General features: G+C 43.9%; 12 protein-coding genes. 9 read left to right on the forward strand and 3 right to left on the reverse strand.

Annotated features, from left to right (window positions below; translation table 11 throughout):
* From mfd to LA303_RS03070, 7 genes are all read left to right on the forward strand, one after another.
* Complete coding sequence (mfd, locus tag LA303_RS03040) at positions 1–3,363, forward strand: transcription-repair coupling factor (protein ID WP_240526463.1); 3,363 nt, start codon at positions 1–3, stop codon at positions 3,361–3,363.
* 89 nt (positions 3,364–3,452) lie between these two features.
* Positions 3,453–4,493, forward strand: a complete 1,041-nt coding sequence (gene thiL, locus LA303_RS03045; RefSeq protein WP_240526464.1) for a thiamine-phosphate kinase — start codon at positions 3,453–3,455, stop codon at positions 4,491–4,493.
* A gap of 111 nt (positions 4,494–4,604) precedes the next feature.
* A complete protein-coding gene (locus LA303_RS03050) occupies positions 4,605–5,747 on the forward strand; it encodes an FIST signal transduction protein (protein ID WP_240526465.1) in 1,143 nt (380 codons plus the stop codon).
* A 6-nt stretch (positions 5,748–5,753) separates the two neighbouring features.
* Entirely contained in the window at positions 5,754–7,514 is a 1,761-nt protein-coding gene (locus LA303_RS03055; RefSeq protein ID WP_240526466.1) for a response regulator, read from the forward strand.
* A gap of 3 nt (positions 7,515–7,517) precedes the next feature.
* A complete protein-coding gene (locus LA303_RS03060; RefSeq protein WP_240526467.1) occupies positions 7,518–8,318 on the forward strand; it encodes a sulfite exporter TauE/SafE family protein in 801 nt (266 codons plus the stop codon).
* Positions 8,319–8,335: 17 nt separating this feature from the next.
* Entirely contained in the window at positions 8,336–9,250 is a 915-nt protein-coding gene (locus tag LA303_RS03065; RefSeq protein WP_240527099.1) for a glutaminase, read from the forward strand.
* A gap of 10 nt (positions 9,251–9,260) precedes the next feature.
* Positions 9,261–9,959 (forward strand): glycerophosphodiester phosphodiesterase, encoded by a 699-nt coding sequence (locus LA303_RS03070; protein ID WP_240526468.1) that lies wholly within the window; start codon positions 9,261–9,263, stop codon positions 9,957–9,959.
* Position 9,960: 1 nt separating this feature from the next.
* Here LA303_RS03070 and glpK read toward each other — a convergent pair whose 3' ends face one another.
* Both glpK and LA303_RS03080 read right to left on the reverse strand, forming a co-directional pair.
* Positions 9,961–11,445 carry a glycerol kinase GlpK gene (gene glpK / locus LA303_RS03075; RefSeq protein WP_240526469.1) on the reverse strand — a complete coding sequence of 495 codons (1,485 nt, stop codon included), beginning with the start codon at positions 11,443–11,445 and terminating at the stop codon, positions 9,961–9,963.
* Between the two features lie 33 nt (positions 11,446–11,478).
* Entirely contained in the window at positions 11,479–13,041 is a 1,563-nt protein-coding gene (locus tag LA303_RS03080; RefSeq protein WP_240526470.1) for a glycerol-3-phosphate dehydrogenase/oxidase, read from the reverse strand.
* Positions 13,042–13,169: 128 nt separating this feature from the next.
* On the opposite strand from LA303_RS03080, the gene LA303_RS03085 reads away from it, so the two are divergent.
* The gene (locus LA303_RS03085; RefSeq protein WP_240526471.1) at positions 13,170–13,676 is read left to right on the forward strand and encodes a flavodoxin; all 507 of its coding nucleotides are present in this window, start codon (positions 13,170–13,172) and stop codon (positions 13,674–13,676) included.
* 86 nt (positions 13,677–13,762) lie between these two features.
* The gene (gene lgt, locus LA303_RS03090; protein ID WP_240526472.1) at positions 13,763–14,596 is read left to right on the forward strand and encodes a prolipoprotein diacylglyceryl transferase; all 834 of its coding nucleotides are present in this window, start codon (positions 13,763–13,765) and stop codon (positions 14,594–14,596) included.
* A gap of 42 nt (positions 14,597–14,638) precedes the next feature.
* Here lgt and LA303_RS03095 read toward each other — a convergent pair whose 3' ends face one another.
* A complete protein-coding gene (locus LA303_RS03095; protein ID WP_240526473.1) occupies positions 14,639–17,776 on the reverse strand; it encodes a glycosyltransferase family 117 protein in 3,138 nt (1,045 codons plus the stop codon).
* Positions 17,777–17,903 lie beyond the last annotated feature (127 nt).

Raw genomic sequence — 17,903 nt, forward strand, 5'->3', positions numbered from 1 at the left:
GTGGAAGCAACGGATTTTTTACATCTTTATCAAAAACATCCCAAAATCAGTATTTTGGCTGAAGCCCTGCGCCAGCAAGAAAATCATGTTTTTTTGAAGGGGGTTATCGGGTCGGCAACAGCAGGAATTCTGGCATCCCTTTTTATGCAAAGCGGGAAACAACAGCACATTGTGGTTTTGCCCGAAAAAGAAGATGCCGCTTATTTTTACAATGATATCGAAGCTTTGCTTCAGGATAAAGACATCGACCAACGTGAAAAGCGGGTGCTGTTTTATCCTACGCCATACAAGCGTCCTTACGAGCCGGAAAAATTGGATAAAGCGTATGAACTTTCACGTACGGAAGTGCTTAAGCGTTTTATGAATAATGATAGGAAAACCATTGTGGTAACCTATCCGGAAGCACTGGCCGAAAAAGTTATTTCCAGGAATTATCTTAATAAAAACCTGATGAAATTGCGGCAGGATGATGAAATCTCGCCGGATTTTCTCACTGATTTTCTCGTGGAATTTGCATTTGAGCGGGTGGATTTTGTAGCAGAACCCGGACAATTTGCTCTACGGGGAGGTATTGTGGATGTTTTTTCGTTTTCCAATGACCATCCGTATCGTATTGAGTTTTTCGGGGATAAAATTGCTTCTATCCGTACTTTCGACCCGGTGAGTCAGCTTTCGCTGGAAAAGCTTTCGCGTATAACCCTTCTTCCTGATGTGCAAAACCGGTATCTCCGGGAAGAACGCATTAGTTTTTTGGATTATCTTCCTCCGAAGACACGTTGGTGGCTTACCGATATCGAATTGATTCATGATCGTCTGGTACATGAATACGAAAAAGCACTCAATATTTTCGAGCAGCTTTCCGGAGAAGAACAACGGAGTCCTGAAGAACTTTTTATCGACGGGAAACATTTTATGGAGAAAATGGATATTTTGCCTACTGTGGAATGGGGTATTCATTCGCTTTTCTCCGATCATTTTTCCGTTTCTTTTCATACCTCTCCCCAGCCGGCTTTTCATAAAAATTTTGAGTTGTTGGCTGAAGATTTACGTAAACAGTCAGAAGCAGGGTATCGCCCGTTTATCTTTTCTGAAAACACAAAGCAGACCGAACGGCTGCAACATGTTTTTGAAGAAATGGACCATAGCGGAGACCGCCAGCCGGTGCATTTTACGGCGGTTCACATGAGCCTGACAGCTGGTTTTATTGATCACGATTTAAAAATCCTTTGTTATACCGATCATCAGCTTTTTGAGCGGTACCACAAGTTTCACTTACGAGAAGGGTTTGGTCGTAAAGAATCCCTTTCCATCAAGGAACTGTATAATCTGAATCCGGGTGATTATGTAACCCATATCGACCATGGCGTGGGACGCTTTGACGGATTACAGATCATTGAGAATAATGGCAAAAAGCAAGAAGCTGTCCGGTTGATTTATAAGAATGGAGATATTTTGTATGTCAACATTCATTCGTTGCATCGCATTGCCAAATATGTGGGAAAAGATGGTACGCCACCCCAATTGCACCGTTTGGGATCCGGAGCCTGGAATCGGCTGAAAAACAAAACCAAATCGAAAGTAAAAGACATTGCCCGTGATTTAATTAAGTTGTACGCCCGCCGTAAAGCAGTAAAAGGATATGCTTTTCAGCCGGATACTTACTTGCAGAACGAATTGGAAGCCAGCTTTATTTATGAGGATACCCCGGACCAGTTAAGAGCGACACAAGAGGTAAAGCACGATATGGAACAGGAGCATCCGATGGATCGCCTCATTTGCGGAGATGTGGGATTTGGGAAAACCGAAATAGCTATTCGTGCTGCTTTTAAGGCCGTAACCGACAGTAAGCAAGTTGCGGTTTTGGTGCCGACAACGATTTTAGCATTACAGCATTACAAAACTTTTTCTGAACGGTTGAAAGATTTTCCGGTGACCATTGATTACATCAACCGGTTTAAAAGTACCCGGCAGCAAAAAGAAACATTACAGAAGCTGAAAGAAGGGCGTATCGACATTCTCATTGGTACTCATCGTATTTTGAGCAAAGATGTGGAATTTAAAGATCTGGGATTGTTTATTGTGGACGAAGAACAGAAATTTGGGGTGTCGGCCAAGGAAAAAATCCGGCAAATGCGGGTACATGTAGATACGCTTACCTTGACGGCTACCCCTATTCCGCGTACTTTGCAGTTTTCGCTTATGGGGGCTCGCGATCTTTCTATTATCAACACAGCGCCGCCTAACCGTTATCCGGTACAAACAGAGTTGCGCTCATTCAATCCGCATACGATTAGCGAGGCTATCCATTATGAAATGGCGCGGGGCGGACAGGTTTTTTTCCTGCATAACCGGGTTCAAAACATCATGCAAGTGTATGATATGCTGAAAAAATTTGTTCCGGATGCCCGTATTGCCGTGGCTCACGGACAAATGGAGGGTAAAAAGCTGGAAAAAATCATGCTTGACTTTGTGGAAGGGTTGTACGATGTGTTATTGGCTACAACCATCATTGAATCCGGCCTGGATATCCCCAACGCCAATACCATTATCATCAACGATGCGCAGAATTATGGTTTGAGCGATTTGCACCAATTGCGAGGTCGGGTAGGAAGATCCAATAAAAAAGCTTTTTGTTATTTGCTTACTCCGCCGTTGGCATCGCTGCCGCAAGATGCTCGCAAAAGGTTAAAAGCCATTACAGAATATGCCGATTTAGGCAGTGGTTTTAACATCGCCATGCGCGATTTGGATATTCGCGGAGCCGGAAACATCCTGGGTGCTGAGCAAAGCGGATTCATCTCGGAAATTGGTATTGAAATGTATCAAAAGATTCTGGATGAAGCACTTGCCGAACTGAAAGAAAATGAGTTTAAAGAGTTGTTTGCCCACGAGAAAAAAGAACAGGAATTTGTCCGGGAGTGTCAGCTTGAAACCGACATGGAGATTTTTATTCCGGTAGATTACGTCAGCAGTGCTTCCGAACGCCTTTTGCTTTATAAAGAGCTGGACAGTTTGAAAACCAAAGAAGCGTTGGAACAATTCCGTCAAAAGCTCATCGACCGTTTTGGCCCGCCTCCGCCTGCTGTAAAAGCCCTTTTGGATGCTTTGTGGCTGCGCCGTCAGGCACAGCAATTCGGCTTCGAAAAATTAATTCTGAAGTTTAACAAAATGACGGGTGTTTTTGCCGGAAACGAAGAAGCCGATTTTTTCCAATCTGAAATTTTTGGAAAAATCATTGAAACGGTGAAAGAACATCAGGGATGCTGCGAAATCAAAGAGAAAAAAGGAAAACTGATGCTGGTGTTTGAAAATGTCCGTTCGGTATCGCAGGCATTACAAAAGTTAGGGCTTTTCATCAAATAAAACTCATCTGAAAAGTACTTGCCTGGCTTTTTATTCTTGCATGCCAGCAGGTGAAGCAGAAAGCGTTACTTTTGCAAAAAAATAAAAATATGAGTGACCGGAAGTTAACCGATATTGCTGAATTAGGAGAGTTTGGTTTGATCAACCGACTGACACAGAATATTCCACTGACCCAAAAATCAACGGTAAAAGGGGTTGGCGACGATGCCGCCGTGCTTAAAAACGGAACCAAAAAATACACATTGGTTTCTACCGATTTGCTGATTGAAGGTGTACATTTTGATATGATGTATACGCCGTTGAAACATTTGGGATACAAAGCCGCCGTGGTAAACTTTTCGGATATGGCGGCCATGAACGGCATCCCCAAACAAATTGTGGTCGGACTGGCGGTTTCATCAAAATATTCATTGGAAGCACTGGAAGAGTTTTACGAAGGAATTAAAAAAGCCTGTGAATTTTATCATGTTGATTTTGTGGGAGGCGATACCAGCAGCAGTATTCACGGATTATTTATTTCGGTAACGGTGATCGGGGAAGTACAAAAGGAAAAAATTGCCTATCGCAGTGGTGCTAAGTCTGGCGATATTTTGTGTGTAACCGGTGATTTGGGGGGCGCTTATATGGGATTGTTGTTGCTGGAACGGGAGAAAAAAGTTTTTAAAGCCAATCCGAATATGCAACCGGATATGGCTGGAAAAGAATACATTCTGGAACGGCAACTGAAACCGGAAGCCCGTACCGACATGGTGAAAAAACTGGCAGAGAAACAAATTGTTCCCACCGCAATGATTGATATCTCAGACGGCCTGGCTTCTGAAGCGCTGCATATTGCCAAAGCTTCTGCTGCCGGTATTGTGATTTACGAAGACCGTATTCCCATCGATCCGGTGACGTATGATACGGCTCAGGAGTTTTCTCTGGTTCCTGCCGTGGCAGCGCTGAACGGAGGCGAAGATTATGAACTGCTTTTTACGGTTAAACAGGCCGATTACGACAAAATTAAAGAGATGCCTGATGTGAGCGTAATTGGATATGTTTCGGATATTTCAGAAGGAAACCGGCTGATTACTCCGGATAATCAGGTCATTGAACTGACGGCTCAGGGTTGGGATGCCCTGAAAAAATAAACCGGGTATTGTTTTTATGCCTGAAGTAACAGGAAGAGCGTAACTTTCTTTCCCTGAAAAGGAATATCCTGATTTTTTATGTACATTTGCTTATCATCAGCAAATGGACAAATGATAACATCGCATACTTTTGTTGCTCTTTCGTATAGCGAGTTTCAGGAAAAATTTAATCATGCTTTAAATGTTATTTCGTTTAAGCCTACACTGGCTTTTGTTTTTGCATCGGTTTCTTTTCCGCTAACATCCCTTATGGATGTCTTTAAATCGCAACAAATCAGATTGTTCGGGAGTACTACGGGGGGCGAAATTTTATTTGATAAAACCCTGAATCATATTGGTGAAAAGTCGGTGGTCGTTGTGTTAACCGATATTCACCCGGATTGTTTTCGGCTTTTTCCTGTGAAAAGAGGAAATGCTACGCCTTATGCGTTGGGTGCTCAGCTCGGGGAGAAAATAACAGCTGCTTTTCGTCATCCTTCTGCGTTGGTGGTGGGCAGTGGCATTGTCATGGACGGACAGGCACTTGTCGAAGGAATTGTTTCGAAAACCGGTAATGAAATGCCTCTTTATGGTGGTCTTGCCGGCGATGATGGCCGTTTTGAAAAAACCTTTGTATTTACCGAAGAAACCGTTACCGATGATGGGGTTATTGCTTTGGTTCTTAATCAGTCTAAGATAGAATTGACCGGGATGATCAGCGGAGGATGGATTAGTCTGGGGGCTGAGTTTACAGTGGATAAAGCAGATGGAAATACGGTATATCAAATCAACGGTTTGCCGGCTTTAGACATGTACATGAATTATCTGAATGTAAAAGAAGAAGATTTGCCGGCCATGGGAATTGAATATCCGTTTATGGTGCGAAATGAAGATGGAACCAGTGTTTTACGGGCCATTACCGGAATAGATAAAGACCGGAGAAGCCTGATTTTTGCCGGTTCGGTACCTGCCGGTTCGGTAATCTCCTTTTCCACTTCGCCGGGATTTGAGATCATGGAAAATACCCGCGAAAAGATTATTGCTTTTCATGAAAAAAATAAAAAAGCCGATTTGTTGATTCTTTTTTCCTGTATAGCCCGTCACCTGGCTTTAGGTCCGCTTATCTCCACGGAGATCAAGCTGGCTTCCATCAAATGGAAGAAGCCGTTGGCTGGTTTTTTTACCTACGGAGAAATAGGAAACAACGAAAAAGGTCATAGTACTTTTCATAATCAAACATTTACTCTCGCATTGTTGCGAAAAAAGAGAAGTTGATTGGCCATGCAAAAAATAATTCAGCAACTTATTGAAAAACTCAACCGACTAAACGAAGCGGAAGATTTCGGGAAGCTGAAACTGGAAATGCTTTCTGATATTCACCGGCTGGCCACAGAAGCCGATATCCTGAATTTTAAACTGGAAAGGGCTTTAAAGGATAAAAACGTGGTGAATTCTTTGCTTACCCGAACTTCCGAAGATCTGAAACGGGCTTTGCAGAAAAAAGAAAACCAGTCGGAATTACTGAAAATGTTGCTGAATACCATCCCGGCCTTGGTGTATTTTAAAGATAACGACTTTCGCTATCAGCTCGTGAATGAGGCTTTTCTTGATTTTTCGGGGCTTTCGCCTGATGAGGTGATTGGGAAAAAATTAAAAGACGTTTTCACCCATTACTTGCCGGAAGGAAAATATCAGGAACTGGAAAAACAGGTAATTGAAAGCGGACGTTTCTTTTACAATGTAGAGGAACAGGTAGAACAAAACAACAAGAAAATATGGGTGCATACCAATATTGCTCCGGTACGCAATAAAGAAGGAAAAATCATCGGACTTATTGGTATATCGTGGGATATAAGTAACCAGAAAAATTATGAGTTCCAGCTGAAAAAAGCCCGCGACCAAGCCGAAGAAGGTATTCGTGTTAAAGACCGGTTTTTGGCTAATATGAGCCACGAAATCAGAACCCCGTTGAATGGGATCTTTGGTATGGCTGAGATTCTGAGCCAGACACCACTTGAAGAAAAGCAACAGGAATACCTTGATTCGCTGCTGAAATCAACCAAACATCTGATGGGACTGATTGAGGATGTTTTTGAATTCTCAGCCATAGAAACCAGACGGTATAAACCGAAGATTGGTTCTTTTCATCTTCCTTCGTTATTAAAAAAGACCACGGAAAAATTCAAGAAGGAAGCTGCTGAAAAAGGAATCTCTTTTCAGATTTCGATTGATGCTGCCCTGCCGGATTATTTTACGGGCGACCAGGAAGCCTTGCGCATTATTTTGCAGAATCTGTTGAGTAATGCCGTTAAATTTACGCATCACGGACAAGTGAAGTTGCGGGTTTACCCGGTCAAATCTGTTGCGCCGGATGAGCTGATGGTTCGGTTCGATGTGGAAGATTCCGGTATTGGTATTAGCAACGTTCATCTTGAAAAGATTTTTGACAGCTTCTCTCAGGTGGATGCGTCCACGACAAAAAATTATCAGGGAACTGGCTTGGGACTGGCTATTTCCGAACGGTTGACGAAAATAATGAACGGACATATTGGCGTGAAAAGTAAAGAAAACGCCGGTTCGCTTTTTTGGTTTGAAGTGCCGCTGAAAACCAAACAACCCGAAACGGAAGTTTTTGATGAAGCCCGAATCCTGGATCTTCTGAAAGGTTTTCGCATCCTGCTGGTGGAAGATAATTTGATTAATCAGAAAATCAGTAAGATCACACTTGAAAAAAGCGGCTGCCGGTTAGATGTGGCGAATAATGGAAAAGAAGGAGTTAAAAAATACAGGGAGAAGCCATACGATTTAATCCTGATGGATATCCAGATGCCGGTCATGGACGGTTTGGAGGCTACCCGGCAAATCCGGGCTTTTGAGAAAGAACAAGGAATACGCCACTCGTATATTGTTGCCCTTACAGCTAATGCTACGGAAAATGACCGGAAAAAAGCCATGGATGCCGGAATGGACGGATTTATTGCCAAGCCGTTTAACCCAAAAGTTTTATTCAAAATTCTTCACCAACTGATTATTAAAGAGTAGCTTATGAATTTGGCTGAATTGTTGATTTTGATTTTATCGGGAGTGGTTGTGGGGTTTATCAACACGCTGGCCGGTGGCGGAAGTATAATTTCTCTTTCGATTTTGATTATGCTCGGACTCCCGGCTACGGTGGCCAATGGAACTAATCGTGTAGCCATTGCACTGCAAAATGTAGTGGCCGTTTCCAGTTTTAAACAGCAAAAAGTGCTCGAAATCCGTAAAGCACTTTATCTTTCCATTCCGGCGATTTTTGGTTCCATTGTCGGGGCCTGGATTGCTGTGGATATCAACGAAGCTGTTTTTGAGAAAGCCATTGGCATTATTATGCTGGTAATGCTGATTTTTGTTTTGTTTAAACCACAACAATACATTTACGGACGTGCCGAAATTAGCGAAAAACCGGTTCGTTGGGGAACCTATGTGGCTTTTTTCTTTATTGGCATTTACGCCGGTTTTATTCATATGGGCGTGGGATATTTCTTACTGGCAGGTATTGTACTGGGGGCAGGATATGATCTGGTTAAAGCCAATGCCATAAAAGTTTTGATTATTTTGGCGTATGCTCCTTTTACACTGGTTGTCTTTTTTCTGCATCATGAAATTAACTGGATATTCGGATTGGTTATGGCGCTCGGAAATATGCTGGGAGCCTGGCTGGCCTCACGGATGGCTGTAAAAAAAGGTGTTAATTTTGTTAAATGGGTTATTGTGCTGGTCATTTTAATGACGTCAGCACAAATGTTTGGTATTTACGATTTTAAGAGTTTGCTATTTCCTTTAACCGGACAGGCAGCCATGCATTAAAAAAGAATAAAATGACAATAAATTTTCAACAGGTTTTGGAAGAGATTGTGGCAGAAACCGCCTCTCTTGAAAAAGAAGGAAATGTGGCCAATTATATTCCGGAACTGGCCAAGGTTTCCCCGGACCACTTTGGTATTTCATTGCATCTGCTCAATGGAAAACATTACCGGACCGGCGACAGCGAGATGCGTTTTTCCATCCAGAGTATTGCCAAAGTTTTTTCGCTGAGTATGGCTATCGGATTGTTGGGAGAATCTATTTTTCAACGGGTGGATGTGGAACCTTCGGGTACGGCTTTCAATTCATTGCTGCAACTCGATTATGAAGAAGGTATCCCCCGGAATCCGTTTATTAATGCCGGTGCTTTGGTTGTTGTAGATATTCTTTTGTCCGAATTAAAAGATCCTCAAAAGGAGTTGCTCCAGTATGTGCGAAAACTGGCCGGGAATCAGGAAATTAATTTTAACGATTATGTGGCCGCTTCCGAAAAGGTGGAAGGATACCGTAATATAGCAATGGCTAATTTGCTAAAATCACACGGTAATCTGCATAATAAGGTGGAAGATGTGCTGGATTTTTATTTCCGTTTATGTTCTATTGAGATGAGCTGCTCCGAACTCTCCAAAACTTTTTTGGTATATGCCCATCACGGAAGAATACCCCATACACGTGAAAAAATTCTAACCAAAAGTCAGGCGAAGCGGTTAAATGCTTTGATGCAGACCTGTGGTTTTTATGACGAAGCCGGAGAGTTTAGTTATAAAGTGGGACTTCCCGGAAAAAGTGGTGTGGGAGGCGGAATCGTAGCGGTTTTACCTGAAAAATTCAGCCTGAGTGTATGGAGCCCGGCACTGAACAAAAAAGGGAATTCGGTACGGGGTATGAAAGCACTGGAACTTTTTACCACAAAAACCGGACTTTCTGTATTTTAATGTTTTTACCATGCTGATTATTGGCCATCGTGGAGCAGGGGGGTCTTTCCCTGAAAATACGTTGCTTTCTTTTGAGGAAGCCATAAAATCCGGGGTAGAGATGATTGAACTGGATGTTCACCGGAGTGCCGACGGGGAACTGGTGGTGATGCACGACAATAAAGTAAACCGGACCACTGACGGAAAAGGATGGATTCGCCGGTTGACCTTTTCTCAAATCCATCAGCTGGATGCCGGCAACGGAGAAAAAATTCCTCTTTTGGAAGATGTTTTTGCCCTGGTACAGGGAAGAGTAAAGATCAATATCGAATTAAAAGGAAAGAATACAGCCGGTTTGGTGGCGCAGCATATTCGTGAATACCGTAAAAAATATCATCTCCCTTCAGAAACAGTTTGTGTTTCTTCTTTTGATCACCGTCAGCTGTTCCTTTTCCGGGAAAATGACCATGAAACCCGGATTGGGATTCTTTACAATGGCAGCCCCATAAATTATGTTCAAAAAGCCAGACAGTTACAGGCTTTTTCCGTAAATCTTTCCCTTCGGGCAACAAAACCTTCACGCATTCAGAAAATTCATGCACAGGGTTTGCAGGTTTGGGTTTATACCGTGAATACGGTTGCCGATCTTGAGCAGATGAGAACGTGGGGTGTAGATGCTGTTTTCACTGATTTTCCGGAACGTTTACTTCATCATTTGTCTGATCAGTAATTCAGAGTAATACGCGTTTAATGGTTTGGTGCCAGTTTTTGATTCCTTCTTCCATCTCTTCCGCCGATTGCTGGGGATGGAAAGTTTTTTCCACCTGCCACTGTTTTTCAATTTCGGTCAAATCGTTCCAGAACCCGATGGACAATCCGGCAAAATAAGCGGCTCCGAGTGAGGTGCTCTCCAGTACAAGCGGTCGTTGTACCGGAGTTTGTAAGATGTCAGCCTGTATCTGCATGAGCAGGTTGTTGGCAGCGGCACCTCCGTCAACACGGAGTGCATGAACGGCAAGTGCTGCATCTTCCTGCATGGCTTTCATGACATCATAACTTTGGTAGGCGATAGATTCCAGTGCGGCTCTGATAATATGTTCGCGGGTCGTTCCGCGGGTGATGCCATAAATCATTCCGCGTGCATCCTGATTCCAGTGGGGAGCTCCCAACCCGGTAAAAGCCGGGACAAAAACCACGCCTCCGTTGTCACTTACTTTTCGGGCTGCTTTTTCGCTGTCAGCCGCTTTTTTAATCAGCTGGATACCGTCGCGAAGCCATTGAATGACAGCCCCTCCCACAAAAACACTTCCCTCCAGTGCATAGGTGGTTTCTCCATTGATTTGCCAGCCCACCGTGGTGAGCAGTCTGTTTTGTGAGCGTACGGCTTTGTTTCCGGTGTTCAACATTAAGAAGCAGCCGGTTCCGTACGTATTTTTGGCCATCCCCGGATGGATACACATTTGCCCGAAGAGAGCTGCCTGTTGGTCTCCTGCCACGCCGGTAATGGGGATTTTTGTGGAGAAGATCAATCCGGATGTCCGGGTGAATAACGTGCTGTTGGATTTTACCTCCGGTAGCATGGCTGCCGGTATATCAAAAAGTTTCAATAAATCCTCATCCCATTGCAGGGTGTGGATGTTGAATAACATGGTTCGTGAAGCATTGGAAACATCAGTAAAATGAGCTTCTCCATTGCTCAGGTTCCACATCAGCCAGCTGTCCACTGTGCCAAAAGCCAGTTCTCCGTTTTCTGCTGCCTGACGGGCTCCTTTTACATGATCCAGAATCCATTTTATTTTGGTGGCAGAGAAATAAGCATCGATTTCCAGACCGGTTTTCCGGGCAATCATTTTTTGTAGCCCTTGCTTCTTGAGCTCGTCGCAATAGCCGGCCGTACGTCTGTCTTGCCACACGATGGCACGATAGACCGGTTTTCCGGTTTTCCGGTTCCAGACAATGGTGGTTTCGCGTTGGTTGGTAATCCCGATAGCAGCAATTGCTTTTGGAGAAATCTTCATTTGCGCCACCACTTCAGCAGCCACGCTTACCTGTGAGCTGTAGATTTCCTGTGGGTCGTGTTCCACATAACCGGGTTGGGGAAAAAACTGACGGAACTCTTTTTGCGCCATGGCACGTATTTTTCCGGTGTGATCGTAAACTACGGCTCGTGAGCTGGTGGTTCCCTGGTCGAAAGCCAAAATAAATTTTTCCTGCATCATCGAAAATTTTGGGGTGAACAGACAAAAGAGTTAATCCAAAACGTAACCTTGGGCCAGGCGGGTATAACTTTCTATTTGTTCGCGAACCCACCGGCGCCGTAAATTCATCTCTTCAGCCATAATTTTGGCTACTACCGGAGCTGCTTCGATACTTTTGCGGGCATCAAGCAATAAAAACCGTGAACGCCGGGCCAGAAAATCTTCCACTGTTCTTGCCATTTCTTCGCGGACGGCCCAAACGACCTCAGCACGCGTGTACGGAAATCCTTCTACCAACGGTTGGGTCAGGTTTTCTTCTTTGCGTGCCAGGGATAAAATTTTGTTTCTGTTCGAACCGTAATAATGTAGCGGATCGTTTTCGTCGAAAGCCCGTACATATCCGTGAATAGGCAAGCTGGAAGTTACGCAGGGTTTCTCTTCCAGTCCGCCGATGAGAATGGCTTTTTCAATAACATCTTCTCCCATTTTCCGGTAGGTAGTCCATTTTCCGCCGGTGATGGTCAGGAGCCCGGACGGTGAGATGGTAATTTTGTGGCTTCTTGAGATTTCTTTGGTTTTTTCATCTCCTTCTTCCGGTGCTGCCAGTGGGCGAAGCCCGGCGAAAACACTGCGAACATCCGACCGTTTGGGGCGATAGACGAGATAATCGCCGGCCGTATTTAAAATAAAATCAATTTCTTCCGGTAGTGCCCGCGGTTCAAGAGAGATATTTTCCATTAACGTATCGGTAGTTCCTACCACTACTTTGTTGTGCCACGGAACAGCAAACAGCACGCGGCCATCCGGTGTTTTAGGAATCATTATTGCTGTTTCACCCTGTAAAAATTTCCGGTCAATAATGAGGTGGACTCCTTGTGACGGCACAATAGTCTTTTTACTTTCAGGATGGTCTAACCGGATGACATTATCGGCAAAGACTCCCGTGGCATTAATAACTACTTTGGCTTTTATCTTATACGTTTCATTGGTTTCCTGATCCACGGCCTGTACACCCGAAACAAAACCCATGGAATCTTTCAGAATGCCGGTTACCTGACAATAATTGATAGCTGTACCCCGGTTGTCTTCCAGCGTTTGAGCCAGGCTGATGGCTAATCGGGCGTCATCAAACTGACCGTCGTAATACATCACGCCTCCGTTTAGGCCCTCTTTTTTCAAATTGGGAATGGCTTCCATGACGGTTTTAGAGTCCAGTCGTTCCGATGGCCCCAGTCCCAGCTTTCCCGACATCATATCGTAAACCTTTAGCCCGATGGTATAAAAAGGGCCGTCCCACCATTCGTAAGTAGGAATAATAAAGGCCTGGTTGCTTACGAGATGGGGCGCATTTTGCCGGAGTAGTCCCCGTTCTTTCAGGGCTTCCAGCACCAACGAAATATCGCCCTGGGCAAGATAGCGAACTCCGCCGTGGACCAGCTTGGTGCTTCGGCTCGATGTGCCTTTGGCAAAATCAGCCTGTTCAAGCAGCAGGGTTTTATAGCCTCTTGTAGCCGCATCGACGGCTGTTCCCAGTCCGGTGGCTCCGCCTCCTATTACAATGATGTCCCATAAAGGAACTTCTTTTAGTTTATTAATGTTGATTTTTCTGTTCATGATGGTGAATGATAAAAGAGAAGTAAAGGTATTAAAAAAATGGTAAAGGATCGTTTCGGCCTTTCCTCAGCCGGAAAAGCTTACTTTTGCCGCGATTATTCTGCTTTATATAAAACGTCAAAAACAGCATGAAAGAAATAGGACTTTTTTACGGATCGACTTACGGGATGACAGAAACGGTAGCCCGGAAAATACAATCGGCTTTTCGAAAATTTCGGGTAATGCTTCATAATGTGAAAGATGCTTCTGCAGATTTACCTGAAAAGTATGATTTTTTGTTATTTGGAACATCGGCCTGGGGAATCGGAGAGATGCAAAGTGATTGGGAAAATTGGGTTTTTTCGTTGGGAAAAATGGATTTTTCGGGTAAAAAAGTAGCTTTATTTGGATTAGGTGATCAGAAAAAATTTCCGGATAGTTTTGCGGATGGTTTAGGGAAATTATATTCTCACTTACCGGATAAATCGGTTGTTGTTGGTGAATGGCCGCTGGATGGATATTCGTATCATGCTTCGCTGGCAGAGAAAAACGGACGGTTTGTGGGCCTGGTGCTGGATGAGAATAATCAGAAAGATCGGACCGATGAACGTATTCGGCGTTGGGTGGATCAGCTTGAAAAAGAATTTTCCGATTGATACCGGTTTTCGTATCACTGATTTTTTCTCCTGACGGAATCGGTGACGCCGGGGTGATTTTCGTACTTTTGCAAAAAACACATGTCATGTTTCTTGATTATATTGTCTGGAATGTGAGTCCCGATATTTTTACGGTCCCGTCACATATTCCTATCATTGGAGGTTTTTCATTACGTTGGTACGGTTTGCTTTTTGCACTTGGTTTTGTGGCCGGGTATCTGATCATTTTAAAGATCTTTAAAAAAGAAAAGGTAAGCGAAAAAGAAACCGACGTTTTATTTACCTACATGTTTGTTTTTACGCTGATTGGTGCCCGTTTGGGGCATGTTTTCTTTTATGAGCCCCATTATTTTCTGGCGCATCCGTTACAAATCCTGGAAGTATGGCATGGCGGTTTGGCCAGTCACGGAGCGGCGTTGGGTATTTTGCTGGGATTGTATATTTTTTCCAAGCGGCATCATCGGCCGTACATCTGGACCTTGGATCGGATGGCTATTGTTGTTCCGTTGGCCGGATTTTTTATCCGTATGGGAAACCTGATGAATTCGGAAATCATTGGAAAACCCACTACGCTGCCCTGGGGATTTGTGTTTAAACGGGCTTTTGAGCCGCAATATGCTACCGGTCCGCATCATCCTACCCAGATTTATGAAGCCCTGGCCTATTTACTTATTTTCTTTTTCCTTCATTGGTATTACTGGCATCATACCAAAAACCTGAAACCCGGGAAACTTTTCGGTTATTTTATGGTATTAATTTTTTCAGCCCGTTTTCTCATCGAATTTTTGAAAGAGCCCCAGGAACCCTGGGAACAACATCTGTTGCTTGATATGGGACAAATACTGAGTATTCCGCTTATTTTATTGGGAATCGGGGTGTTGATCTGGTCAGGAAAACAAAAAGCCCAAAAAGTATTTTGATACCTTTTGGGCTTTTGACAGTATAAAAGCAAGAATTATATTTTACTTTTTCTTGACCGTTCCTTCCATTGTTTTCAGCTGTTCATAGAAACCTTTATTGATCTTCGCAGAAAGTTTGTTCTGGTGAAAATCTTTGGTAAGCTGAGCCAATTGTTGTAGTGATGTTAAGGCTTCACGAATATCGTTGTCGTAGTAAGGAACAAACTTGTCGTTCAGACGGTTGTAATAATTTAGATCCTGCATGTAGCGGGTGTAAATCTTTTCTACCACATCATTCCCTTTTTTGTAATAACTCATATACTTTTCCTTAGGCTCATGATGTTTTTTGGCATAATCTGCTGCCTGGTAGTATAGCAGAGCCCAATGGATGGTATAGTAATCGAACGGGAATTTTTTATTGGGGAAGAACCAGATTCCTCTATCCAGCGCTTTTACTGTGGAATCGTATTTATGCATATTTGCCAACGCCTGGGCCAGCCGGATATACGATTGTTTGGCAATTACCGAATTCCGGAAACTTTCGCGGTCGACATGCACATCGGGCATGTTCAACCGTCCCCAGCGTGCTTTTTTGCTCATCAGAATCTTATACGATGAGTCGGCAGCTACGCCTCCCACTTTCGGAATATAATCTTTGGCCGGCACCGGCACCAATTGGTAAACCAGTCCGCGCATCTGGCAATATTTAGCCACATCCAGCACTTTGCTTACGCTGGACGGATTAGCAAAACAGATGGGACGTTTCCAGTTATTGTTAGCCAGCAGGTCAAGCAACATGACATCGCTGCGGTAAAGGTATCCTTGTTTTACTTTCCATTTGATTTCCTTTACAATCTTCCCGGCATCTTTCAATGGAACAGTACCGGAATTGACTGCTGCCGCCGAATCTACTTTCAGGAAAAGTTCTTTTCCGGGGAGATAATCAATTTTGTCACCACTTTGTAATGGCATTTTTGTTCGTGGATCATCATTCCGGATAAAGTCGATCGCATCTTTCAGTGAGATAGGGCCTTTAATAACCGGATAAACCGGAATAAAGTTCATGGTTCCGCGATCGTATTTTTCCGAAGGAATAGACAAGGGCAACGGAGCAGAATTATATTCCTGTTTAAACATCTGGTCTACATACCAGGCGCCTCCGGCCAACATGTAATTGACTACCCTGACATCGGTACGGATACCTTCCACTTCCTGGGCATACCACAGCGGGAAAGTATCATTATCCCCGTTGGTAAATAATATGGCGTTGGGCGGACAACTTCGCAGGTACATGACCGCAAAATCGCGTGCCGAAAATTTGCCGGAACGATCGTGTGAGGGCCACTCTTCTTTGGCCATATTGGCAGGTACCAGTATCAGGCTGATTACCGTCACCAATGCCGCCGCAATTTCTTTTTTCCCAAAATATTTTTTCACCCCTTCGTAAAGAGAGAGAACACCCAGACCAATCCAGATAGCAAAGGCATAAAATGAGCCAGCGTAGGCATAATCCCGTTCACGGGGTTGTACCGGCGTTTGGTTCAGGTAGATAATAATGGCTACGCCGGTCATAAAGAAGAGCATCCAAACGACCCAGGTATCTTTTTTATTCCGGGAGTAGTGGAAAAGGAAACCGATAATTCCGAGGATGAGCGGCAGGAAATACAATCGTGCCCGTGCCGGATTATGCATGCTCGGAGGCAGATGGGCCTGGTCGCCCAGCCGCATTTTATCGATAAAGTTAATCCCGCTGATCCAGTTTCCATGGTTGATTTCTCCCTGGCCTTCAATATTGTTTTGTCGTCCCACAAAATTCCACAGAAAATAGCGGATGTACATGTGGTCGAGTTGGTATTTAAAGAAGAATTTCAGGTTGGTCAGGAAGCTGGGGCGGATTAATACTTTGGTTTTTCCGTTCCCCATATCCACCCGGATAGGGGTCCCGTCCGTCCCTCCATATTCTTTGCTTTTATAAAATTTAATATGGATGGGTTTTTGGTTGCTCCACATACGCGGAAAAATAGTTTCAAAACGGGGATCGTATACCGGAATGGTTTGTTTTTTGTCATCGATCACCACATATTTTCCTTTTTTATCGTCGCGTTTGTAAACCGGCGTTCCGTCTTTTCTCCCAATTTCCGGAGCATTATAATATTGCCCATAAAGCAAAGGCCAGGTGCCATATTGTTCACGGTTCAGGTAAGCCAACAGGTTCACCGCGTTTTTCGGGTCATTTTCGTTAATGGGCGTATCGGCATTGGCACGAATAACCAGCATCAAGAAAGATGAATAACCGATAAGCACAAAGGTTAATGCCAGCAACATGGTGTTGTACACTACTTTTCCATGTTTTTGTGTGTAATAAATCCCATAAGCCAGCAATCCGATGAGTGTGGCAAAATAAACAACGGTTCCTACGTTAAACGGTAATCCCAGTGTGTTTACGCAGAAGAGTTCAAACTGTCCGGCCAGGTTAACCACTTGGGGAATGATGATGTACATCACAATAGCCAAAATGCCCAGTGCCACAATGCCGGCGTAAATAAATCCTTTCCAGGAAAATTTGTATCTTTTAAAATAGTAAACATATACTATAGCCGGAATGGTCAGCAGGTTTAGCATGTGTACCCCAATGGCCAGTCCGGTCAGGTAAGCAATGAGTAAAATCCATCGGAATCCGCTACGTTCGTCAGCCACTTCTTCCCAGCGTAAGATCGCCCAGAAAGTGAGTGCGGTAAAAAAGGATGAAGTGGCATATACTTCGGCTTCCACGGCTGAAAACCAAAACGAATCGGTAAAAGTATAAGCCAAAGAACCTACAATACCGGCTCCGAGAACGGCCCATAATTGACCTTTCGTCATTTCATCTCCAGGGTTCTTTACGTAGATCTTTTTTGCCAGCAGGGTGATGGTCCAGAATAAAAAGAGAATGGTAAATGCACTGGCCAGTGCCGACATGATATTGATCATCATGGCTACATGAGCCGTATTTCCGAAAGCAAACAGGGAAAAGATGCGGCCCATCATTTGGAAAAGCGGAGCTCCCGGAGGGTGTCCTACCTGCAATTTGTAGGCAGTAGAAATGTATTCACCCGGATCCCACCAGCTGGCAGTGGGCTCTATGGTGGATAGATAGACGAATGCAGCAATCAGAAAGATCAGCCAGCCTATCCGATTGTTGAGTTTCTTAAAATTGTTCATGATGGATGAATTTAACTGAAACAGGGTGCGAATTTAGGAAATTTAACCCTTGCTGTGGAATTTTAAGAAATTTTGACATTATTTTTTGAAAAGCCATAAAAAAACCGGGAAGTTGACCGCTTTTTTT

The sequence above is a fragment of the Candidatus Sulfidibacterium hydrothermale genome (genome assembly GCF_020149915.1).
GTDB classification, from domain to species: Bacteria; Bacteroidota; Bacteroidia; order Bacteroidales; family F082; genus Sulfidibacterium; species Sulfidibacterium hydrothermale.